At 63.1% G+C, this 20,785-nt stretch carries 21 protein-coding genes; 12 read left to right on the top strand and 9 right to left on the bottom strand.

Features of this window, described 5'->3' with window-relative positions; translation table 11 throughout:
• Positions 1 to 94: 94 nt before the first annotated feature.
• The 7 genes from GGR30_RS04905 to GGR30_RS04875 are packed head-to-tail and all read left to right on the top strand — an operon-like array spanning position 95 to position 8,376.
• The gene (locus tag GGR30_RS04905; protein ID WP_183483128.1) at positions 95 to 1,297 is read left to right on the top strand and encodes an ABC transporter permease; all 1,203 of its coding nucleotides are present in this window, start codon (positions 95 to 97) and stop codon (positions 1,295 to 1,297) included.
• Complete coding sequence (locus GGR30_RS04900) at positions 1,294 to 2,232, top strand: ABC transporter ATP-binding protein (protein WP_183483126.1); 939 nt, start codon at positions 1,294 to 1,296, stop codon at positions 2,230 to 2,232. Before GGR30_RS04905 ends, GGR30_RS04900 begins: the two co-directional genes overlap by 4 nt.
• Positions 2,229 to 2,969 (top strand): ABC transporter permease, encoded by a 741-nt coding sequence (locus GGR30_RS04895; RefSeq protein WP_183483123.1) that lies wholly within the window; start codon positions 2,229 to 2,231, stop codon positions 2,967 to 2,969. Before GGR30_RS04900 ends, GGR30_RS04895 begins: the two co-directional genes overlap by 4 nt.
• A 10-nt stretch (positions 2,970 to 2,979) precedes the next feature.
• Positions 2,980 to 4,359 (top strand): dihydroorotase, encoded by a 1,380-nt coding sequence (locus tag GGR30_RS04890; RefSeq protein ID WP_183483121.1) that lies wholly within the window; start codon positions 2,980 to 2,982, stop codon positions 4,357 to 4,359.
• A complete protein-coding gene (locus GGR30_RS04885) occupies positions 4,356 to 5,609 on the top strand; it encodes a Zn-dependent hydrolase (RefSeq protein ID WP_183483119.1) in 1,254 nt (417 codons plus the stop codon). Before GGR30_RS04890 ends, GGR30_RS04885 begins: the two co-directional genes overlap by 4 nt.
• Before the next feature lies 1 nt (position 5,610).
• Complete coding sequence (locus GGR30_RS04880; protein ID WP_183483117.1) at positions 5,611 to 6,699, top strand: thiohydantoin desulfurase; 1,089 nt, start codon at positions 5,611 to 5,613, stop codon at positions 6,697 to 6,699.
• Between the two features lie 12 nt (positions 6,700 to 6,711).
• Positions 6,712 to 8,376 (top strand): thiourocanate hydratase, encoded by a 1,665-nt coding sequence (locus tag GGR30_RS04875; RefSeq protein WP_183483115.1) that lies wholly within the window; start codon positions 6,712 to 6,714, stop codon positions 8,374 to 8,376.
• A 402-nt stretch (positions 8,377 to 8,778) separates the two neighbouring features.
• Here GGR30_RS04875 and gyrB read toward each other — a convergent pair whose 3' ends face one another.
• The 5 genes from gyrB to GGR30_RS04850 all read right to left on the bottom strand — a co-directional run bounded on the left by gyrB (position 8,779) and on the right by GGR30_RS04850 (position 13,613).
• Positions 8,779 to 11,214: a DNA topoisomerase (ATP-hydrolyzing) subunit B gene (gene gyrB, locus GGR30_RS04870; RefSeq protein WP_183483113.1), complete on the bottom strand. Its 2,436-nt coding sequence runs from the start codon at positions 11,212 to 11,214 to the stop codon at positions 8,779 to 8,781.
• A gap of 277 nt (positions 11,215 to 11,491) precedes the next feature.
• Positions 11,492 to 11,698 carry a hypothetical protein gene (locus tag GGR30_RS04865; RefSeq protein WP_183483111.1) on the bottom strand — a complete coding sequence of 69 codons (207 nt, stop codon included), beginning with the start codon at positions 11,696 to 11,698 and terminating at the stop codon, positions 11,492 to 11,494.
• A 218-nt stretch (positions 11,699 to 11,916) separates the two neighbouring features.
• On the bottom strand, positions 11,917 to 12,279 hold the full coding sequence (locus GGR30_RS04860; protein ID WP_183483109.1) for a helix-turn-helix domain-containing protein: 363 nt from the start codon (positions 12,277 to 12,279) through the stop codon (positions 11,917 to 11,919).
• Positions 12,251 to 12,844 (bottom strand): Smr/MutS family protein, encoded by a 594-nt coding sequence (locus GGR30_RS04855; protein WP_183483107.1) that lies wholly within the window; start codon positions 12,842 to 12,844, stop codon positions 12,251 to 12,253. Before GGR30_RS04855 ends, GGR30_RS04860 begins: the two co-directional genes overlap by 29 nt.
• Positions 12,845 to 12,911: 67 nt before the next feature.
• Positions 12,912 to 13,613 (bottom strand): Tim44/TimA family putative adaptor protein, encoded by a 702-nt coding sequence (locus GGR30_RS04850; protein WP_183483105.1) that lies wholly within the window; start codon positions 13,611 to 13,613, stop codon positions 12,912 to 12,914.
• Between the two features lie 141 nt (positions 13,614 to 13,754).
• Between GGR30_RS04850 and GGR30_RS04845 the strand changes: the two genes are divergently transcribed.
• On the top strand, positions 13,755 to 14,315 hold the full coding sequence (locus GGR30_RS04845; protein ID WP_183483103.1) for an FxsA family protein: 561 nt from the start codon (positions 13,755 to 13,757) through the stop codon (positions 14,313 to 14,315).
• Between the two features lie 126 nt (positions 14,316 to 14,441).
• Positions 14,442 to 14,924 carry a protein-export chaperone SecB gene (secB, locus tag GGR30_RS04840; RefSeq protein ID WP_183483101.1) on the top strand — a complete coding sequence of 161 codons (483 nt, stop codon included), beginning with the start codon at positions 14,442 to 14,444 and terminating at the stop codon, positions 14,922 to 14,924.
• An 84-nt stretch (positions 14,925 to 15,008) separates the two neighbouring features.
• Here secB and GGR30_RS04835 read toward each other — a convergent pair whose 3' ends face one another.
• Both GGR30_RS04835 and GGR30_RS04830 read right to left on the bottom strand, forming a co-directional pair.
• Complete coding sequence (locus GGR30_RS04835) at positions 15,009 to 16,301, bottom strand: Hsp70 family protein (RefSeq protein WP_183483099.1); 1,293 nt, start codon at positions 16,299 to 16,301, stop codon at positions 15,009 to 15,011.
• Positions 16,302 to 16,438: 137 nt separating this feature from the next.
• On the bottom strand, positions 16,439 to 17,392 hold the full coding sequence (locus tag GGR30_RS04830) for a bifunctional enoyl-CoA hydratase/phosphate acetyltransferase (protein WP_183483097.1): 954 nt from the start codon (positions 17,390 to 17,392) through the stop codon (positions 16,439 to 16,441).
• Positions 17,393 to 17,787: 395 nt separating this feature from the next.
• Between GGR30_RS04830 and GGR30_RS04825 the strand changes: the two genes are divergently transcribed.
• Both GGR30_RS04825 and GGR30_RS04820 read left to right on the top strand, forming a co-directional pair.
• On the top strand, positions 17,788 to 18,150 hold the full coding sequence (locus GGR30_RS04825; protein WP_183483095.1) for an MliC family protein: 363 nt from the start codon (positions 17,788 to 17,790) through the stop codon (positions 18,148 to 18,150).
• 7 nt (positions 18,151 to 18,157) lie between these two features.
• Positions 18,158 to 18,691: an AAA family ATPase gene (locus GGR30_RS04820; RefSeq protein WP_183483451.1), complete on the top strand. Its 534-nt coding sequence runs from the start codon at positions 18,158 to 18,160 to the stop codon at positions 18,689 to 18,691.
• On the opposite strand, the gene GGR30_RS04815 is transcribed toward GGR30_RS04820, so the two are convergent.
• Positions 18,685 to 19,080 (bottom strand): VOC family protein, encoded by a 396-nt coding sequence (locus GGR30_RS04815; RefSeq protein WP_183483093.1) that lies wholly within the window; start codon positions 19,078 to 19,080, stop codon positions 18,685 to 18,687. The two genes, GGR30_RS04820 and GGR30_RS04815, sit on opposite strands and share 7 nt — an antisense overlap.
• Before the next feature lie 191 nt (positions 19,081 to 19,271).
• On the opposite strand from GGR30_RS04815, the gene GGR30_RS04810 reads away from it, so the two are divergent.
• Positions 19,272 to 20,168, top strand: a complete 897-nt coding sequence (locus GGR30_RS04810) for a DMT family transporter (protein ID WP_183483091.1) — start codon at positions 19,272 to 19,274, stop codon at positions 20,166 to 20,168.
• Here GGR30_RS04810 and GGR30_RS04805 read toward each other — a convergent pair.
• Positions 20,149 to 20,775 (bottom strand): hypothetical protein, encoded by a 627-nt coding sequence (locus GGR30_RS04805; protein WP_183483089.1) that lies wholly within the window; start codon positions 20,773 to 20,775, stop codon positions 20,149 to 20,151. The two genes, GGR30_RS04810 and GGR30_RS04805, sit on opposite strands and share 20 nt — an antisense overlap.
• Positions 20,776 to 20,785 lie beyond the last annotated feature (10 nt).

Raw genomic sequence — 20,785 nt, 5'->3', positions numbered from 1 at the left:
CGCTTTCGCGAAATCTCCCCCTCAAGGGGGGAGATCGAAGGCGCGCACCCCCGCCGCAAGCGGGATAACCGACCGACAAGCCGAAGGGCATGCCATGTCAGCCATCAGCGAATACCGAAAGGAAGGCCGGGCCGCCGCAAGGCTCGACAAGCTCGGCGTCATCGTCGCGGCGATTGCGCTCTTCGCGCTCTTCCTCCAGCCCTTCGCGCTTTTCCGCGCGAACCGCATCGTCGCGGCCGACAATGTCATGGTCTGGTCGGCCATGCCGCTGTGGCAGGCCATTGCCCTTGTCGTCGTCATGCTCGCCGCCATCGCCGTCATCCTGTTCAGGACGCCGGTGAACCTGAGGCTCACTGTTTCGATCGCCGCCATTGCCGTTCTGGCGCTGATGGTGGGCCGCGCCGGCTATTACCTGATGCCGGACGACAACCCCTACGCTCGCGTTTCGCCCGGCGCGAGCTTCTGGATCCTGCTGTTCGCCTTTTCCATCGCCATGGCCGATGCCATTGTGCGCAAGGCGCTGCCGCCGATGATGCGGATCGCGTTCCTGATCGTCGCGGCCTTGGCGATCGGGCTTCTGCTTTGGTCGGGCGCGTGGAACGACCTGTCGATCCTGAAGGAATACAACAACCGCGCCGACGCCTTCTGGCGCGAGGGCCGCACCCATGTGGAACTCGCCTTCGGTTCGCTGGCGGCCGCATGTCTTGCCGGCATTCCGATCGGCATTCTCTGCTTTCGCGTGCCGAAGGTGCGCGCCACCATCCTGAACAGCCTCAATGTGTTGCAGACCATTCCGTCGATCGCGCTCTTCGGTCTGCTGATCGCGCCGCTTGCCTGGGTCGGCCGCAATGTGCCGGGCGCTGCCGAACTCGGCATCGCCGGCATCGGCTTTGCCCCGGCCATCGTCGCGCTGTTTGCCTATTCGCTTCTGCCGGTCGTCTCCAACACGGTCGCCGGCCTCGACAGCGTGCCGCGCGATGCGCGCGAAGCCGCCCGCGGCATGGGCATGACCGGCCGGCAGCGGCTTTTCCAGGTGGAGCTGCCGCTTGCCTTTCCCGTCATCCTAACCGGCATCCGCATCGTACTGGTGCAGAATATCGGACTTGCCGTGATCGCCGGCCTGATCGGCGGCGGCGGATACGGCACATTCGTTTTCCAGGGCATCGCCCAGACGGCCACCGACCTCGTGCTGCTCGGCGCGCTGCCGGTCGTCGGCATGGCCTTTGCCGCAGCCATCATTCTCGATGCGCTTGTTGAAATCAGCCAGACCAGGGCCAAAAAGGGGAGCCGGGCATGATCGAGATTGAGGGAATTACCAAGGTCTATGGCGACTATAATGCCGTCGACAATGTCTCGCTCACGGTCGAGCGCGGAGAGTTGGCGGCGATTGTCGGCACGTCCGGTTCCGGCAAGACCACGCTGATGCGGATGATCAACCGCCTGGTGGAGCCGACCTCCGGCGTAATCCGCATCGACGGACGCGACAACCGCGAGCTGCCGGACTATGAGCTGCGCCGCGGCATCGGCTATGCCATTCAGGGCCACGGCCTGTTTCCCCATCGCTCGGTGGCGGAAAACATCGCCACGGTGCCGAAACTGCTCGGCTGGGACAGGAAGCGGCGCGATGCCCGCGTCGATGAACTGCTGGAACTGTTCCACCTGGAGCCCGAAGCCTTTCGCGACCGCATGCCGCACGAACTTTCCGGCGGCCAGCAGCAGCGCATCGGCGTGGCCCGCGCGCTTGCCGCCGAACCCGCATTGCTGTTGATGGACGAGCCCTTCGGCGCGCTCGACCCGATCATCCGCGCCAAGGCGCAGGAAGACCTGATCGATATCCAGCGCAAATTCTCAACCACGGTCGTGCTCGTCACCCATGACATGGACGAGGCAATCCTCCTCGGTCACAAGATCGCGGTCATGCATGAGGGACGGCTTGAACAATATGCGCCGGCCGCAGAAATCATCGCCGATCCGGCAAGCGCCTTCGTCAACGAACTGCTCGGCACCGGCGACAAGGCCTTCCGCATGCTCTCGCTCGAGGCCTGCGAAAACCTGGTCGAGCAGGGCCCGGCAGAAGGCGAGGCGATCCCGGCTTCGGCAAGCCTCAAGGATGCGCTCGCCGCAGCACTCTGGTCGGGTCGCGATGCGCTGCCGGTCGAGCGGGACGACAAGGTCATCGGCCGGGTTACCCGCGATGCCCTGATCCGCCGCGCCGCGGGGCCGTCATCATGAGAGCGTCGGTCCTCATCCGTCTGGCGCTTCTCGTCCTGCTGATCGCCTTCATCAGCTTTCCGGAAGCCTTCGCGCCGGTGTTCCGTCCGTTCACCCAGAACGGCGCGCCGGCGATCTACACCCAGACCAGCCTGCTGTCGCTGACGCTGAGCCACCTCGCCATTGTCGGCGTGGCGACAGTTGCGGCGACCCTCTTCTCTGTCGGCCTTGCCATCATCGTCACCCGTCCCTTCGGCGTTGAATTCCTGCCGTTGTCGCGCTCGATCGCCAATATCGGCCAGACCTTTCCGCCGGTCGCGGTGCTGGCGCTTGCCGTGCCGATGTTCGGCTTCGGCCCGATCCCGACGCTGATTGCGCTGTTTCTCTACGGCCTTCTGCCGATCTTCGAGAACGCGCTGACTGGGCTGACCAATTTGCCGGGCAATGTCTCGGAGGCCGCGCGCGGCGTCGGCATGACCGGCACGCAACGCCTGATGCAGGTCGAGTTTCCGCTGGCCTTTCCCGTCATTCTTGCCGGTATCCGGCTTTCGGTGGTCATCTCGCTGGCAACGGCAACGATCGGCTCGACGGTCGCCGCCAAGACGCTTGGCGAGGTGATCATCGCCGGGCTGTTGTCGAACAATACCGCTTTCGTTCTGCAAGGCGGCCTCGTGGTCGGCGTTCTGGCGCTTCTCATTCACGATGCCTTCGTGATGTTCGAGCGGGCAACTGCGCGGCGCACGGGCCGCTTCTACTAGGAGACATCAAATGTCGGATTTCGATCTCGTTCTGAAGGGCACGCTGGTGCTTTCCGATCGGGTGGTCAAGCGCGGCCATGTGGCGGTCCGCGACGGGCTGATCGCAGCCATCGGCCAGGGCGCGATGCCCGAGGCACGCGAGCGCCACGACCTGGGCAAGGCCCTGATCCTGCCGGGAGCGATTGATGCCCAGGTTCATTCCTTGAGCCAGAAGGACCAGGAGGATTTCATCTGGTCGACGCGCTCTGCCGCTGCCGGCGGCGTCACCACGATTGTCGACATGCCCTATGACGAAGGCAATGTGGTCAATTCGGCCGAAGCCGTCCGCAGGAAAATCGCCCACGCATCGCCTCAGGCTCGCGTCGATTTCGCGCTTTACGGCACGGTCGACCCGACGGAAGGGGCAGCACGCATCGCCGAGCAGGTGGAAGCGGGCGTCGCGGCCTTCAAGTTCTCCACGTTTGGCACGCATCCGACCCGCTTCCCCCGTATCCCCGCCGCTCTTCTGGAAGAGTGCTTTGCCGCGATCGCGCCGACCGGCCTTGCCGCCGGCGTTCACAACGAGGATGACGAGTTCGTCAATGCGGCAATTGCGAAGGTGAAGGCCTCGGGCATCACCGATTACCGCGCCCATGGCCTGTCGCGCCCGCCGCTGACCGAACTGCTCGCCATGCACCAGATCTACGAGACGGGCGCGCAAACTGGCTGCCCGGCCCATGTGGTGCACTGCTCGCTCGGCCGCGGCTACGAGATCGCTGCCGGCTATCGGGCTCAGGGTTTCAACGCCACGGTCGAATGCTGCATCCACTATCTGATCCTCGACGAGGAAAACGATGTGAAACGCCTCGGCGGCAAGGCCAAGATCAACCCGCCGGTGCGCCCGCGCGCCGAGGTTGAAAAACTCTGGCGGCATGTGGCTTGCGGCAATGTCACGCTGGTTTCCACCGATCACGTGAGCTGGTCGGAAGACCGCAAGACCAATCCCGACATGCTGGCGAATGCGTCGGGCGTGCCGGGGCTCGAGGTGATGATGCCGCTCTTCATCAAGGGCGCGACCGAGCATGGCGTGCCGCTTTTCTGGGCGGCAAGGCTGATGGCGGCAAACCCGGCCAGGCATTTTCGTATCGACCACGTAAAAGGCGCGCTCGAAATCGGCAAGCACGCCGATATCGCGGTGCTGGAACCGGGTGACTTCGTCTATGACGCGGCGGAAAGCGGCAACAATGTCGTTGGCTGGTCGCCCTATAATGGCATACGCCTGCCCTACAGGGTGGCGGCGACCTTCCTGCGTGGAAAACAGGTCTTTGATGGCAAGTCCGTCGCCGAACCCGGCACCGGCGCCTTCGTCCGTCCCGAGGCAAGCCTGCCGCTTCGGGAGATGATCCGATGAGCCGCAACCTCACAGTCAGCGCGGAACGGATTGCCGCCGATATCGATGCGCTTGCCGTGATCACCGATCCGGACCGGCCGTGGACGCGGCGCGCCTTCTCGCCGCTCTTTCTCGAAGGTCGCGCCTATCTCGAAAACGCTTTTCGCACCGCAGGGCTGGAAACCCGCATTGACGCGGCGGGCAATCTGATCGGCGGACGCAAGGGCAAGAAGCCCGGCGCCGGCACGATCATGCTCGGTTCGCACTCCGATACGGTGCCCGATGGCGGCCGCTTTGACGGCATTGCCGGCGTCGTCGTGGCGCTGGAGGTTGCCCGGGCGCTGGCCGAGGCCGGCATCGAACTCGACCATGATCTGGAGGTCACCGACTTTCTCGCCGAGGAAGTCTCGATCTTCGGCGTTTCCTGCATCGGCTCGCGCGGCATGGCGGGCGTTCGCCCGGCCGAATGGCTGGGGCGGGAAGCGAATGGCATGACGTTGGCCGAGGGTATCGAGAAGGTCGGCGGCAATCCCGGCGCCGAACAGAAAGCCCGCGATGATATTCGTGCCTTTCTCGAACTGCACATCGAGCAGGGGCCGGTGCTGGAGGGCGAGAAGCTGGACATCGGCGTCGTCACCGCCATAGCCGGTATCACCCGCATCGAGATCATCGTCGAGGGCCGGGCCGACCATGCCGGCACCACGCCGATGGACCGCCGGGCCGATGCGCTTGGCGCGGCCGCCCATGTGGTGCTCGCTGTCGAGACGCTTGCCGGCGAGCTTGCCGCGACGCCCGGCCATTTTGCCGCGACCACCGGCGAATTCGAGATGTGGCCGAACGCCGCCAATGTCGTGCCCTCGAAGGTGCGGATGCTGCTCGATATCCGCTCGGAAAAGCGCGACGACCTTGGCCAGTTCCTGACCAATCTGGAATCCTGCCTCGAAGGCATTGCCGGCGACAACGGCGTCACCATCGCCCCGCCGCGGCTCGTTTCCGACAATCCCGCCATGCCGATGGACCCGCTGGTGATGGATGCGCTCGACGACGCCTGCGCGGCGACAGATGCCGCGCATCGTCGCATGGCCTCTGGCGCCGGCCACGATGCCGCCTTCATGGCGCGCATCGCCAAGGCCGGCATGGTTTTCATTCCCTGCCTTTCCGGTCGCAGTCACGCGCCCGAGGAATGGGCGGAAAACGCCGATATCGCGCTCGGAGCGGAAGTGCTGCTCGAAGCGGTGAAGCGGCTCGACAAACAACTGATGGAGCAATGAGATGGGCCGTATCCTGACGACCAAAGATGTGGAACCCGCCGTCAAGGGCGGCTCGGTTTATGCCGCCGGCGGCGGCGGCTGGGCCGATCACGGCCGCATGCTCGGCTATGCCGCCGTCAATGTCGGCAAGCCGGAGCTGGTCTCGGTGGAAGAGCTTTCCGATGATGATTGGGTGGCAACGGCTGCCGCGATCGGCGCGCCAGCCTCGACCACGCCGTGGGAGATGCAGGGCATCGACTATATCAAGGCGGCGCAGCTGCTGCAGGACGCGCTCGGTGAGAAACTCGCCGGTCTGATCGTCGGCCAGAACGGAAAATCCTCGACGCTGAACGGCTGGCTGCCATCGGCCGTGCTCGGCACCAAGGTGGTCGATGCCGTCGGCGATATCCGTGCGCATCCGACCGGCGACATGGGCGCGATCGGCATGGCGAGTTCGCCCGAACAGATGATCCAGACGGCCGTTGGCGGCAACCGCGCCGAAAACCGCTATATCGAACTGGTGGTGAAGGGCGCGACGGCGAAGATCTCGCCGGTACTCAGAACAGCCGCCGACCAGTCCGGCGGCTTCATCGCCTCCTGCCGCAATCCGCTCAGGGCGTCCTATGTGAAGACCCATGCTGCACTTGGCGGTATCTCGATGGCGCTGACGCTTGGCGAAGCGATCATCGCGGCGGAAGGCAAGGGCGGTTCTGCCATCATCGACGCCATCGTGAAGACAACCAACGGCGCGATCCTGACCGAGGGCAAGGTAACGAAGAAGGCCGTCGTCTACACCAACGAGGCTTTCGATGTCGGTACGGTCACGGTGGGGTCTGGCGACAAGGCCACGGTTTTGCATGTGATGAACGAATACATGGCGGTCGAGGATGCCGGCGGAAACCGGATCGCGACCTTCCCCGATGTCATCACCACGTTGTCCCCCGACGGCGAACCCTTGAGCGTCGGCCAGCTCGAAGAGGGCATGACGATCTTCGTGTTGCACGTGCCGAAGTCGGTCATTCCGCTGTCTTCCAGCGTCAAGGATCCGGCCGTTTATCCGGTGGTGGAAAAGGCGCTCGGCATCTCGATCGCCGATTACGCGCTCGCCTGAGGAGACAGGACAATGCCGAAAGACAATCCGCGCCATCCGAATTTCCCGATCCCCGGCGGCCCTGAAGTCCGTGCAAAAGGCTGGCGACAGGAAGCGCTGCTCAGGTTGATGGAAAACGTGCTTTCCGTCGGCGAGGACCCGGACAATCTCGTGGTCTATGCCGCACTTGGCAAGGCCGCCCGCAACTGGCCGTCGCACGCCCGTATCGTCAAGACGCTTCTTGAAATGGACGAGAACCAGACGCTTGTCATCCAGTCCGGCAAGCCCGTCGGTCTGCTGAAGACCCATGCGAAAGCGCCGCTCGTCATCATGGCGAACTGCAATATCGTTGGCCAGTGGGCGAAGGCGGAAGTTTTCTACGAGCTTGAGCGCAAGGGCCTGATCTGCTGGGGTGGGCTGACGGCCGGCGCCTGGCAGTATATCGGCTCGCAGGGCGTCATTCAGGGCACCTACGAAATCTTCATGCGGATCGCCGAAAAGCGGTTCGACGGTTCGCTGGCCGGCCGCTTCATCCTGACGGCGGGGCTCGGCGGCATGGGCGGGGCTCAGCCGCTGGCGGGGCGCATGGCGGGGGCTGCCATTCTGGTGGTCGATATCGATGCCGAGCGGGCGCGAAAGCGCCACGAAATCGGCTTCCTCGACGAAATCGCGCCGAACCTTGATGCCGCGCTGGCGATGATCGACGAGGCGGTGGCGGCAAAAAAGGCGACATCCATCGGCCTCGTCGGCAATGCCGCCGATATCTATCCGGAGATCGCGCGTCGCGGCATCACACCCGACATCGTCACCGATCAGACCTCGGCCCACGATCTCGTCTATGGCTATGTGCCGAAGGGCATGAGCCTGGCCGAAGTGAAGCGCCTGCGCGAGGAAGGCCCGGCGCAGTTGATGGCGGCAAGCCGCGCCTCGATCGTCGATCATGTTCGCGCCATGCTGAAGTTTCAGGGCGATGGCGCGGAGGTGTTCGACAACGGCAATCTGATCCGCACCCAGGCGCGCGAAGGTGGTGTCGCCAACGCCTTCGACATTCCGATCTTCACCGAGGCCTATCTCAGGCCGCTCTTCTCCGAAGCCATCGGCCCGTTCCGCTGGATGGCGCTTTCGGGCGAGGCGAGCGATATCGCCCGCATCGATGATCTTGTGCTCGAAATGTTTCCCGACAATTTCATCGTCACCAACTGGATCCGGTTGGCGCGCGAAAACGTGCCCTTCGAGGGCCTTCCCGCCCGCATCGCCTGGCTCGGCCATGGCGAGCGCACGCGGCTTGCCGTCGCGGTCAATGATCTGGTGGCGAAGGGTGAGTTGAAGGGACCGGTGGCGTTCTCGCGCGATCATCTCGATGCCGGTGCCATGGCGCATCCGAACATCATGACGGAAAACATGAAGGACGGGTCCGACGCGATTGCCGACTGGCCGCTGATCAATGCGATGACCATGTGCGCCTCGATGGCCGACCTCGTCGTCATCCATTCCGGTGGCGGCGGCTATGCCGGCTACATGACCAGCGCGGGCGTCACCATCATCGCTGATGGCACGCCGGAAGGGGCCGAACGGCTGGAGCATGCGCTGACCAACGATACGTCGCTTGGCATCATCCGCTATGCGGATGCGGGCTACGAGATTGCCGAAGAAGCAGCCCAGCGCGGGAGTGTCGGCTATCTGCCGCTGGAGGGGTGACGCCGCCGCCGCTCCGCCGTGTGAGAAGACCCTGCTCGACTTGTGAGAAGGCTCTGCCGAAAACCGATCTCCCCCCTTGAGGGGGAGATGCCCCGACAGGGGTAGAGGGGGGGGTGAAGCAGCGACAACGAAGCACAGCGCAAGAAGGGAGGTCTGCTACCCCCCTCTGTCGCGATAGCGGCAAGCGCGGGCTCTCGACTTGCGAGCCTACTCTCCACACGCGTCACCCTCGGGCTTGACCCGAGGGTCCAAACCCGGCTGTCGCGAGAAGCGCAGGCGATTCTTGCGCCCGGTGCCAATACGTGCGCGGACAAGACCCCTGGATCCTCGGGTCAAGCCCGAGGATGACGCAGAGTAGGGGGATAGGTGTTCAACAAATTGAAGCGCTTCGCGCCATCCCCATCAAATATCCAGATTGGCAACCGAAAGCGCGTTGTCCTGGATGAAGTCGCGGCGGGGTTCCACCTCGTCGCCCATCAGGCGCGAGAACAGGCCGTCGGCGCTGGTGGCGTCGGAGACCTTGACCTGCAGCAGCGAGCGGACATTGGGATCCATCGTCGTTTCCCAGAGCTGCTCGGCATTCATCTCGCCAAGGCCTTTGTAGCGCTGTGTGGTCAGACCCCGGCGACCGGCCTCGAACACGGCTTCCAGCATGGCGCGCGGGCCGTAAATGGTGAGGTCGCCATTCTTGCGGCTTAAAAGAGGCGGTTTCTCGTAGATCTCGAACAGACGCTTCTGCAACTGGTCCATATAGCGCGCATCGGTCGAACCAATCAGGCCCATGTCGAGCGAGGCGACTTCCTTGACGCCGCGAACGGTGCGCTCGAAACGAAGCCCGCCATCGTCGCGCACGTAGCCTTCCCAGCCGCGTTCGGTTTCCTCGGCGATCACGTCGAGACGGGCGGCGATATCGGCGGCGAGGCGCTCGGCCTCCGCCTGATCCGTCACCCGTTCGGCGTTCAGCGCGCCGGCAATCGCGGCCTGCTCGACCACGGCGCGGTCGTAGCGCGAATGAATGCCTTCCATCAGGTTGCGCATGCGGATCGCATCGACGATCACCTGGCGCAGGTCCGCGCCGGCGCGCACTTCGCCGGAAGCCAGATGCAGGGATGCATCCTCAAGGCCCTGGTCGATCAGGTAATCCTCGAGCGCCTGCTCGTTCTTCAGATACTGCGTCGATTTCCCGCGCGTCACCTTGTAGAGCGGCGGCTGGGCGATATAGAGATGGCCGCGCTCGATCAGTTCCGGCATCTGCCGGAAGAAGAAGGTCAGAAGCAGGGTGCGGATATGCGCGCCGTCCACGTCAGCATCCGTCATGATGATGATCTTGTGGTACCGCAGCTTGTCCGGATTGTACTCGTCCTTGCCGATGCCCGTGCCGAGCGCGGTGATCATCGTGCCGATTTCCTGGCTCGACAGCATCTTGTCGAAGCGCGCGCGCTCGACGTTCAGGATCTTGCCCCGGAGCGGCAGGATTGCCTGCGTCTCGCGTGAACGGCCCTGCTTTGCGGAGCCACCGGCGGAATCGCCCTCCACGAGGACGAGTTCCGATTTTGCCGGATCGCGGTTGGAGCAGTCGGCAAGCTTGCCGGGGAGCGAGGCGATATCGAGCGCGCCCTTGCGCCGCGTCAGCTCGCGCGCGCGCCGCGCGGCTTCGCGGGCGGATGCGGCCTCGGCGATCTTGGTAACGAGAATGCGGGCTTCATTGGGGTGCTCTTCCAGCCACTGGCCGAGCGCGTCGTTGACGCAGCTTTCGACAACGGGGCGCACCTCGGAGGAGACCAGCTTGTCCTTGGTCTGCGAGGAGAATTTCGGGTCCGGAACCTTGACCGAAAGCACGGCCGTGAGGCCTTCGCGGCAGTCATCGCCGGTCAGCGTCACCTTTTCGCGCTTCAGGATGCCGGACGTGTCGGCGTAGTTCACCATCTGCCGGGTCAGCGCGCCGCGGAAGCCCGCCATATGCGTGCCGCCGTCGCGCTGGGGAATGTTGTTGGTGAAGCAAAGCACGTTCTCGTGGTAGCTGTCGTTCCACCACATCGCCACCTCGACGGTGATACCGTCCTTCTCGGTGGAAATGGCGATCGGTTCGGAGACCAGCGGCTTCTTCGAACGGTCGAGATAGGCGACGAAGGCGGCAAGTCCGCCGTCATAATGCATTTCCTTGGAAACCGGCTCGGCATGGCGATTGTCGGTTAAGAGAATGCGCACGCCGGAATTCAGGAAGGCCAGTTCGTGCAGGCGCTTTTCCAGCGTGTCATAGTCGAAATCGACCATGGTGAAGGTTTCGGAACTGGGCATGAAGGTCAGTTCGGTGCCGGTCTCGCCGCCTGCATCGCCGATCACTTCCAGCGGTTTGTCGGCGACGCCATGCGTGAAGGAAATCTCGTGCAGCTTGCCATTGCGCTTGATCTTCAGCTTCAGCCAGACCGAGAGCGCATTCACCACCGAAACGCCGACGCCGTGCAGGCCGCCGGAGACCTTGTAGGAATTCTGGTCGAACTTGCCGCCGGCATGCAGCTGGGTCATGATCACTTCAGCCGCCGAAATGCCCTCGCCGGTATGGATGTCCGTCGGAATGCCGCGTCCGTTGTCGGTCACGGAAACGGAGCCGTCGGCGTTCAGCGTCACGGTGACGAGGTCGGCATAGCCGCCGAGCGCCTCGTCGATGGCGTTGTCCACCACCTCATAGACCATGTGATGCAGACCCGAACCGTCGTCGGTATCGCCGATATACATGCCCGGGCGCTTGCGCACGGCGTCGAGGCCCTTGAGAACCTTGATCGAATCGGCGCCGTATTCGGCCGGAAGGCCGACGGCTGTTTCTGGAGTTTCGCTCATCAACAGGTCTTTCCGAATGTGTCAGGGGTCGGGCGGGTCCCGCAAAACGCCGCCGAATCACTGCTTTTTCAAGCGCCAAGCTTAGGGGAAAAGCCGTTTCCGCTCAAATCGCCGCGGCCCCTTTTACAGTCAAATTGGGGATAAACCTAGACCGTTTCAATGGCAGGGCCGGGCCGGGCGAAAAGGCGTCCTGTCGACGTTCGACAAAAGAGGCGGCGCCCCGGCCGGGGCGCCGCCTTGAAATTCAGGATCGACCTTGTCGCGCGATCGGAGGCTTTCAGCCTGCCTTGCGGCGGGTCCAGCGTTCATTGGGCTCGATCAACGCCGCATCGGCGAAGGTCGCCATCTCGTGCTCGGCCCTGTCATGGGTCAGGATGCCGTTCCAGTGAAGGTAGAGATAGCTGTCGCGAATGATCTGGTTGGTCGAGGGAATTTTGGCAGCAGTACTGCTTACACGATTGGACTGGGCGGCCGTCGGGGCCATGACCTTCTCCATGGGATGCTTGCAATGTTCGGGAGGCGCTTACCGGCGGGAAACGTCTTCGCATTCGAGGCCCCATACAAGACTTGCAGGGCCGGATGCAGAGAACCTCTTGGCCAGAAACTGTATCGAGGCCCCGAATGCAGTTTCACCGTAGTAAAACCGGGCCGGCTCTTCTTTGATCTCCCTCAAATTTCGTGAAGATCGTCACTTTTCTGGCGTTACCTTGCCAGTTTCCGATCGAGCAGAAGGTCGAATTCGTCGATTGCCTCCTCATCGAGCTGGCCGATCATCCGCGAAAGGCGGTTGGCGAAGGCTGTATGTGCGGCCGAAAGGCCGGCGGTGTCGACCACAACGCGCGGATCGGACTGGTCTGCAATGGCAAACAGCGCCTCGGCATCGTCCCAGATGATATTGAAATAACCGGCGACGCGCTGGAGGAACTCGAAGCTCGGCTTTCCGCGCCGTCCGTGCTCGAGCGCGGAGAGATAGGCCGCCGAAACGCCGATGGCCTCCGCCATCTGTTTCTGCGACACACCGCGCTCGGCTCTCAATTCACGAACCGCCTCTCCGAACGGTGTCATGTTCACGTCCCCTTCTTCGGGCAAGGCGCACATAGAGCGCGCCTTCGCCGCCATGCTGGCGGGCCGCCGTCTCGTAGGAGGAGATCAGCGGCCGAAAATCCGGAAGCGAGAACCAGATCGGAACCGCCCGTTTCAACGCGCCGTCGCTGCCGATCGATCCGCCCTTGCCGGTAATCACCAGAATATGCCGGTGGCCCCTGTCGTGCGAGCGATGCAGAAAGGCCAGAAGCAACGCATGCGCCTCGTCCTGAAACAGGCCGTGCAAATCGATCCTGGCGTCGATCGAAATTCGTCCGCTTGCCAGCTTGCGCTTGACCGGCCGTTCCAGCGGATGGTGCCTGCGGGCCTTGTCCTCTGCGGTTTTTTTCGGAAGCGCGAGCGGCGAAACGCTGGTCTTTCCTGTGTCGGCCTTTTTGCCGTCTGCGGCAATGCCATTCATCAGGTCGGGAAAACTTTCCGGGCCGGATGCCGGCTTTTCCAGCTTTCTGCCGGGCATGGGCCGCGCGGTGCGTGCAACCTTGTTCCACAATTCCCGCTCTTCTGACGAGAGCTTCCGGCGGCTCATCTTGAAAGAAACTCCCGGCAAAAAGAAGCGGCGTCGAAACGCCGCTCTCAGCAAACGGTGGCAAGGCCTATTCGGAGGCGGTGGCGATCAGCTTCCAGTTCGGGTCGCGCGCCCGCGTGTCGCGCGCGAAGGTCCACAGATCGCGAATTTCGGCAATCTGTTCGGCATCGCCGTCAACGATCTCGCCGTCCTTGCCATAGGTGGCGGAAATCATCTGGCTGACAATCCTGAGCGTGATCCGGGCCTCGGTCTTGTCGACCTCCGCCTCGGTGATCTCGGCCTTCTCTATGCCGACGAAGCTCGCCTTGACGGATTCACCGCTCGCCTCGCGCTCGCTGATGGCGGCGTTGAAGCCCTCGTAGACTTCCTTGGACAAGAGGTTCTTCAGCGTGCGCCGGTCACCGTCCGCAAAGGCCATGACGATCATCTCGTAGGCGGCGCTCGCGCCCTTCATGAAGGAATCAGGCTCGAATTGCGGATCGGCCTCGACAATTGCCTTCAGGCCCTTGTTGATCTCGGTGCCCGTCGGCGCGATCTTGTCGACGGCGGCCATGCGGGCGGCCTTGTCGTCCTTCTCGGCGCCGGGCAGCGTGATCACATTGCCTTCCTGTTGCGCGGCTTCGCGCGCATCGGCCCGCGAACGCACGGGGTTCTGCTCGTAGCGCGGTTTCTCATTGCCGGTGCGGCGGCCCAGAACATTGCGGAGCTGGAAAAAAATCACCACCGCAGCAATCAGGAAGAAGAGTGTTACGAGATCGCTTGTGCCCATTTTGGTGTTAACCGCCGTTTTCCCTGTTGTTTCCACTCCCCATATAGACTTCACAGGGCCATGATTCAAATGTAACACTTCGTAGAAAGGCGTTCATTTCGTCATGATCATAAACGAAGACGGACCGAACAGGAAACCGATTTGCCGCTTCTGATTGTCATCATTCTCTTCCCCTTCGTGGAAATCGCCGGGTTCATCATTGTCGGGCGGGCCATCGGCCTGTTTCCGACGCTGGGCCTGATCGTCCTGACCGCCGTGATCGGTGCCATTCTTCTGCGCGTGCAGGGCTTCGGCGTGCTGCAGCGGCTGCAGACGGATGTGCGCGACGGCGGCGATCCGGGCCGCGAAATGGTGCACGGGGCGATGATCGTGCTTGCCGGTATTCTGCTGCTCATTCCCGGCTTCGTCACGGATATTATCGGTTTTCTTCTGTTCGTTCCGCCATTCAGGGATTTCGTCTGGCGACGGATCAGCAGGAACATGGTCGTGGTCTCGCAAGGCTCCGGCTTCTTTCGCGCCGGGCCGGGACCGGGCGGTCCAGGCGGGCCGCGCAAGCCGGGCGGCAAGGGGCCGACCGTGGTCGATCTCGATGCCGAGGATTTTTCCTCCGGCTCATCCGATCCGAACTCCCCCTGGGCCGAACGCGACAGGCTCGATGACGATCGCTCCGACGACGACAGTAAAAACGACAGGGACCGCTAGAGGGCGAAAAGCCGGGGCGATCGGTCACGCGCCTTGCGCTGCGGGCCTTTCAGGGCTCCAAGGGTTGTGCGCTCGTCCCCCAAATGCTAACTGGCAATCCAAATTGACCACTCGAAAGGACGCGAAATGGCAGAGGAAAACGGCGCTGAAAAGAAGCAGAGCCCGTCGCTCAGCATTCTGACGCAGTACATCAAGGATCTTTCCTTCGAAAATCCCGGCGCCCCGGCTTCGCTGCAGAAGCGTGACGGCCAGCCGAACATCAACATCAGTGTCAATGTCAACGCCAATCCGCTTGGCGAGGACAATTACGACATTCTGCTTTCGCTGAAGGCCGAGGCCAAGTCCAACGACAAGACGCTGTTCCTGTGCGAGCTGGTCTATGGCGGCGTCTTCCGGGTGGCGAACTTCCCCAAGGAGCACGTGCTGCCGATGCTGTTCATCGAATGCCCGCGCCTGCTCTTCCCGTTTGCCCGCCAGATCGTGGCGGACGCCACGCGCAATGGCGGCTACCCGCCGCTTCTGGTCGACCCGATCGACTTCGCGCAGATGTTCCAGAAGCGCATGGCCGAGGAACAGGCCCGCGCCAAGGTCCAGCAGCCCGCCAACTGAGCGGACTGACAAGAGCTTCAGGAAAGACCCGGCCTTCGCGCCGGGTTTTTTTGTAAGGTTCGTTTCGTCTGTGGCGCGAAGCGCTCAGGCTTCGTGCGGAAAATTCTCTTCCGCACCGATCAGCGCCAGGCCGTGCGCGATCGAGAGAAGCTCGCCGCCGGTTTCGATGCGGGAGGCGTCGAAGCGGTTTTCGAAGATGTTGCGAACGGCCGGCACGAAGGACGAACCGCCGGTCAGGAACACCTTGTCGATCTCGGTTGCGGAGATGCCTGCCCCCGCGATTGCCTCATCGAGCGCCTCTTCCATCTGCCGAAGTTCGGCGGATATCCAGCCTTCGAAATCTGTGCGGCGCACGGTGCGGCGGCTGTCGCGGCCGAGCGGCGCGAAGAAGAATTCCGCCTCGTCCTTGGCCGAAAGCGCCCTCTTGGTGGCCGAGACCGCTTCATAAAGCGGATAGCCTTCGTCGTTTTCGATAAGCTCGATGAAGAGCTCCAACGCCTCCGGGTCGCTTGCGTCCCGCACCAGGCTCTTCAGGTCGGCAAAGTCGCGCGTGGTCTTGAAGATCGACAGCTGGCTCCAGCGGCCGAAACTGGCGTAATAGTTCGAGGGCACGTCGAGTTTCTTGCCGAAGCTCCTGTAGGTCGTGCCCTTGCCGAGCATCGGGCTCACCACATTGTCGATGATGCGATAGTCGAACATGTCGCCGGCCACGCCGACGCCGGAATGCGACAGCGGTTCGGCGGAAAGCCGCCCAGCGCTTTTCGAAAAGCGGATGATCGAATAGTCGGTGGTGCCGCCGCCGAAATCGGCGACCAGGACATTGGCGTCGCTCTCAAGCCGGCTGGCGAAATACCAGGCGGCCGCCACCGGCTCCAGCACGAAGCGGATTTCCGGGAAACCGAAGCGTGAGAGCGCGTCATTGTAGCGCTCCAGCGCCAGCGTCTCGTCGGCGCCGATGCCGGCAAAGCGTACAGGGCGGCCGGCAACGACACGGGCAACATCGCTCGGCCAGCCATCGCCCGCATAGGCCATCAGCTTTTCCAGGAATACCGCCATCAGGTCGGCAAATGAGTGGCGGCGACCGAGCACGGCCGTCTCCGAAAACAGCGGGCTTGCCGCATAGGTCTTGATTGACTGGAGAAAACGGCATTCGCCGGGATGGTCGATCAGCGTGCGGATCGCCGCTGCGCCCGCTTCCGTGACAAGCGGCGCGCCGACGGCCGCCTGCCGGTCCTTCATGAAGGAAAGGCAGGTGCGCATCGTGTCGGTCGTTCCCGCCAGGCTCTCGAATGTCAGCGAGCGGGTTTCGTTCTCACCATCCGCGGGAAGCGCGATCACGGTATTGGTCGTGCCGAAGTCCAAGCCGAGCGCGGTCATGACGCCGTCCTTTGATCTGAGGGAATGTCTTGCGAAGGGCGGCGGTTATACGCCTTTGGGGCGTCATGGCAAGACGCGGACATGAAAAAGCCGCCGCGGCTTTCGCCGCGACGGCTTGGGGCTCGGTTCGTCGCTGCTCAGAGCGCCGGGAACCGGCCGTTGCGGCGGGCATCCGCCATCAGGGCCGCAATCGCGCAGGAGCCGATACGGGCCTGCGCGCCATCGGCGCGGCTCGTCAGGATGATCGGAATGCGGGCGCCGAGGATGATGCCCGAGGAGGTGGCGCCGCCGAGAAGCACCAGCTGCTTGGCCAGCATGTTGCCGGATTCCAGGTCGGGCGTCAGCAGGATATCGGCATCGCCGGAGACGGCCGAGGAGATGCCCTTGATCTTGGCGGCCTCGAGGCTGATCGCGTTGTCGAAGGCCAGAGGTCCGTCGACGATGGCATTGGTGATCTGTCCGCGGTCGGCCATCTTCGACAGGCAGGCTGCGTCGATGGTCGACTGGATCGCGGGATTGACGGTTTCAACGGCCGAAAGCACGGCGACCTTCGGCGTGATCTCGACATCGGAGATCGCGATCATCAGGTCGATGGCGTTCTGGGCGATGTCGACCTTGGCGGCGAGATCCGGCTTGATGTTCATCGCCGCGTCAGTGATGAAGAAGGGCTTGGGATATTCCGGGTCGACCATGGCGAAGACGTGGGAGATGCGGCGGCCGGTGCGAAGGCCGGCATCCTTCTTGATCACGGCGCCCATATATTCGTCCGTGTGCAGGCTGCCCTTCATCAGCGCCTCGGCCTCGCCCTTGCTGGCAAGGGCAACAGCCTGTGCCGCGGAGGCATGGCTGTGCGGCGTGTCGATGATCCTGTAGCCGGAAATGTCGATCTCGTTCTCGTCGGCAACAGCCTTGATCTTGCTTTCCGGGCCGACGAGAATCGGCTCGATCAGGTTTTCATGGGCGGCCTCGACGGCGCCCAGAAGCGCATCACGGCTGCAGGGATGCACAACGGCGGTGGCGATTGCGGGCTTCTGCGCTGCGCGCTCGATGAAATTCTTGTTGAAGCCTGCGACATCGAATTTGTCGGCCATCGTGGAATACTCCTTGGGTGATCGGGTTATGCTTGGGAGGCTGTCGGTGACTGGGCCAATGGGGCGGACCTGTCTTGCTTTCGCGCTTCCGCGCTGGCGCGGGGCACGGCGGAGAGCGAGGCCTTCGGGAGGGCGAGGCTTTGGTCCGGTTCTTCTGCCATATCGGTCTTATCCATTTCCCGTCATGCGCATGTCGGCGCTGTGGACTTCGGCGAAGCCGCCGGTTAATAGGCGTTTCGCCCGCGTGCCGCCGCAAGACGCCTACGACTTAAGGCTAAGTTTCGGCGCCGGCCTTGAGCAAGATCAATCTGGCATATTAGTCTGCCACATCCCATCCAAAACTGCATCCCCACCGGATGGTGCGCTTCGAACACAGGCAATGATAGGGAAGGTTGATGTTGAGGAAAAGCACAGTCCTGATATCCGTCATTTTCACCGCGGCTGCTATCGGATCCGCCTATGCGGAGACCGCGCTTTCGATCAAGGTGCCGGGCGGACCGGACGCGATCGATAACGAAGCCGTTTATGATTGCGGCGACTTTACGCTGAAGGCGCGCTACGTGACCAGCGGCGAGATTTCGCTGGCGCGGCTCGAATGGCCGGAGCATCTGACCGTCGCCGCGCAGGTGATCTCGGCTTCCGGCGCGCGCTATGCCGCCGGCCCCTGGGTCTGGTGGACGAAGGGCAACGGCGCGACGCTTTACAATGTGATGGACGGCGAGAACGATCCGGGCATTGCCTGCGAAACCGCGTCCTGACGGACGGATGGAGCGGTTCTTCGTCATCTCCGGCTGCTCCGGCGGCGGCAAGTCGAGCCTGATCGAAGCGCTTGCCGTGCGCGGCTTCGCCGTGGTTCGCGAGCCCGGCCGCCGGATTGTGGCGGAGGAGCTTGCGGGCGACGGCAGGGCGCTGCCATGGGTCGACTTGGAGGCCTTTGCCCGCCGCGCAATCGAAATGGCGACAGCCGATCACGAAGCGATGCTTCAAGTCAAAGGCCCGATCTTCTTTGACCGCGGCCTAGTCGATGCTCTGGCGGGCCTCGACCATCTAACCGGTGCGACTGCAATTCCCGATATCTCCCGGCGTGTCCGCTATGGTCAAACCGTTTTCATGACCCCGCCATGGCCGGAAATCTATGTCAATGACGACGAACGTCGCCACGGGTTGGACGAGGGAATGGCCGAATATGAGCGACTGATGGCGTTCTACCCGAAGCTCGGCTATCGGCCGGTCGTGCTGCCGAAGGCCGATATCGAGACCCGCATTCGCTTCATCCTGCAGCGGGTCGGCGCCTACTGAAAACGGCCGCCGCGCTGAAGCACCTCGATCTTGTAACCGTCGGGGTCGGTGACGAAGAAGAAGCGGGCGAAGGGCGCGCCCTCGCGCTCCATGGACACCAGCTTGCCGACGGGAATGCCAAGTTCGCTCAGGCGCTGATGCTCGGCGGCGATATCTTCGACGCTGACGGCGAGATGGCCATAACCGTTACCAAGATCATAGGCTTCGCTCTGGCCAGCATTCACGGTCAGCTCCAGTTCGAAGCCGGTTTCGGCATCGGCGAGATAGATGAGCGTGAAGCCGTCAAAGGGGTAGCGGTCCACCACCTCAAGGCCGAAGAGAAGGTTGTAGAAATCGATCGAGCGGGCTTCATCCAGCACGCGGATCATCGAGTGGATCATCTTGGCCATGGCGGCGGCTCCCTTTGTTCTGTCTTTCCCGAATGCCTCTAGGCCATTTGCCGCCCCCGGGAAAGCCTTGAACGGTCTTGCGCGAGCGAACCGTTCGGCCCCCTCGACGGCTTGACCGCCTCAGGGGTCGGGTCTATCGCCGACAGTCTTGGAGCGGTGCCGGGTTTTTTCCGGGACGGGAGGATCCAGGCATGGAATCACTGAACCGAACATCGGGCGTCGGCTTCGCCGTGGCGGCCGTGGCCACGCTTTCGGGCGTGGATGCGCTGGCGAAAAGTCTCGGCGCGGAGATGTCGAGCTTCCAGGTCGCCTTTCTGCGCTACACGGTCTCGGCCTTGTTTCTCACCCTGTTCGTCGCCGTCTTCGTGCGCCGGAGGCCAAAGCCCGGCTTCATGAAGGATCATGCGCTGAAGGGCTTTCTGGCGGCGGCAACGGCAAGCCTGTTCTTCTACGGCATTGCCGGCATGCCGCTGGTCATGGCGCTGGCGCTGGCGATGACGGCGCCGATCTACATGGCCCTGCTCGGCGCGCTTGTCTTCGGCGAAAGGCCCGGCAGGGGAACCTATCTTGCGCTTGTCCTCGCGGTGTCGGGCTCTGCGCTCATCGTCGCCGCGCGGGGAACGGGGCTTGCCGGTCCGCCGGTTTCGCTTGCCGCCATCGCCGCCGGCCTTGCCGCGCCGCTCGCCTATGCCTTCACGGCGATCGCGATGAAGCGCTCGTCGGCCAATGACCACCCGATCACGCTGAGCCTGATGCAGACGGCATTCGCCGCTCTGTTTTCCGCACCGCTTGCGTTTGTGCTGTGGGAAGCGCCGGAGCCCGCGCTTTCCTGGCAGATCGGGCTGATCGGGCTTTGCGGTGCGCTCGGTTTTGTCTTCCTGGTGGAAGGGCTTCGCCGCATGCCGGCCTCGCTCTATGCCGTTGTCGACTATTCCTCGCTGGTATGGGCGGGCTTCTACGGCTTTGTCTTCTTTGACGAAATCCCCACCTGGCCGACGCTTGTCGGCGGCGCGCTGATCGTGGCGGCCTGTGTGATCTCGGCGGGCACCTCACGCGGCGCGGGCGATCTCATTCGGCCAGACGGATAGAGTCATACTGCACGCCATGGATCGGCTTGCCCCGGGCGTCGATGCGAATAGACTCCATAGGAATGCCAAGTGACGGGGCGTAGGCGTAGCGGAAGCGGATCGGGTCTGACTGAGGGAGCGCGAGCGATGTTTTCACAATCCATACGGGATAACTGCATCGGCCAAGTGAAAGCCGCCCCTTCCGAATGAAATCCACGGTGAATGTGCCTCTCGACACTGCCTTGCTGCCTCTCAGCAAGGTTACTCCGCTTTGCCAGTCTCTGCCGCGTTTCAGACTTGCGTCCAGCGCGTCGGCTGCGCTGTCGTACGATAACTCGACACCCCCGCTGCCACCGCTGCGCTTCTTGGAGAGGAGGCCATGGACGTAGGTTGCCGTGACATTGTCGGCCGGTCCGGTTCCGCGGGTATATTCATACCGACTGGAGAGGACGCCCGCCCGCTTCCGGTAGACCGTGGTGAACCCGTCCTCGGTTCGGGTCAGCGCGATGCCGCGTTCAAGGTCGGCTGCAACGGGGCAGGCGGCCGAAACCGTGGCGACCGAAACCAAAAGCAGGATCGAGGCAAGCATGAAGAGCTTCATTCGGTGCACGGGCGATATTTCTGACATGGTATCTCTT

The sequence above is a fragment of the Martelella radicis genome (genome assembly GCF_014196625.1).
Classification (GTDB): Bacteria; Pseudomonadota; Alphaproteobacteria; order Rhizobiales; family Rhizobiaceae; genus Martelella; species Martelella radicis.
This window is presented reverse-complemented; position numbering and strand designations above follow the sequence as displayed.